Origin of the sequence: Polaribacter sp. (assembly GCF_965660385.1) — a bacterium.
Taxonomy (GTDB): domain Bacteria; phylum Bacteroidota; class Bacteroidia; order Flavobacteriales; family Flavobacteriaceae; genus Polaribacter.
Genome location: NZ_CBFHZT010000134.1, coordinates 1 through 1,255 on the forward strand (window position 1 = coordinate 1; position 1,255 = coordinate 1,255).

Here is a 1,255-nt window from a genome sequence, read left to right on the forward strand (position 1 = left end):
GTGATTTAAGAAACTTTCTTCTCATAACAACCCAAGAGCAAAACCATTTTTCTTCTGTATTGTTAAATGTAAACATTAGTTGTTTAAAATAATTTAGGTGCTTTTAATTTCACTTCTGCAAAAACAAAGTGTTGTAGGGTTTTGAAGTTAATACTTGGGTTTTTATGCTTTTTAACAAAGTTCCAAGCATCTTCTTTTACTACGTCATAAAAAACAGTATTTAGTAATCTTGGTATTGCTCTACTATTAAACCCAATTTCGTTTTCTATTTTAGCGTAAACCTTATCAACTAATGCAGTAGTAACAAATTCTTTTGCAATTTCTTCTTCAACCATTTTTTTACCTTTAATTTCAGAAACGCCCATTGTTCTTGCGTGTTTTTCTTTAAATTCAGAAGTTACTATTTTTGCAAAAGTATTTCTTCCGTATTTATTTTTAAAGTCATAGTTTTTAATTACAATTCCTTCTCCAACACCTTTTCCATCTTCAATTAAAAAAACGTTTTTCATTAATTGGTTTACTAATTGCTCATAACTTGCATTTGTAATAATGCTAATAGGTACAATAAAATTCAATCCTTTTTCTTCTAATAAAGGCTTATAAGTATCGTAATGTAAATACTTTATTTTATCATCTCCTTCGTGTAAAATTTCGCTTTCTTCTTTATCAACTGCAACATCAAAAATATAGAAGTTTCTCCAAGCATCTTCTTTGTATGTTTTTAAAGAGTGTGGTACAAGCCATTCTCCATAAAGCCTATGTGTTGGGTTTTCTTGTAAATATTCAAGTAAATTACTTTGCTTTTTTACCCAAGCGTAAAAACCAGCATTATCAGCTTCTAAAGTTAAGTGTCTTTTCCTGCTTCCTGCCTGTATTTCTCCTTTCTCGTTTAACCAAACACTTGCGTTTGTTCCGTCAATTTTTGGGAAAATATAAGTTTTTCCTAATTCAATGTTTTGAACTTCTGTAGTTCCAAATCTTTCTAGGTGCTGATATTTTTTAAACTCCATATTGTTTTTATTTATTCGATTATGTATTCTCTTGAAAAATTAGTATCAATAATATCATTACAAGGAATTGTTTTTGCAGAGACTATAACCGTATCAAAAGTTGTTGTGTCGTTTTTATTTGCATTATTTAAAGTAATATACTCTATAATGTTTTTCTTTGCGTTTTCAGCATTAGAAGCGTTAATAATAAAAGTTTGATTACCTGGCTCTTCATTTTGATAGGTTATTTCAACTTCTATTTTGTA

General features: G+C 28.6%; 2 protein-coding genes. Both read right to left on the bottom strand.

Going from position 1 to position 1,255, the window contains the following annotated elements; all coding sequences use genetic code 11:
* Positions 1–83: 83 nt before the first annotated feature.
* On the bottom strand, positions 84–1,010 hold the full coding sequence (locus ACTG3V_RS15570) for an RNA ligase family protein (protein WP_439133088.1): 927 nt from the start codon (positions 1,008–1,010) through the stop codon (positions 84–86).
* Between the two features lie 11 nt (positions 1,011–1,021).
* Positions 1,022–1,255, bottom strand: a 234-nt coding sequence (locus tag ACTG3V_RS15575; protein WP_439133089.1) for a hypothetical protein, incomplete at its 5' end; no start/stop codon positions are given.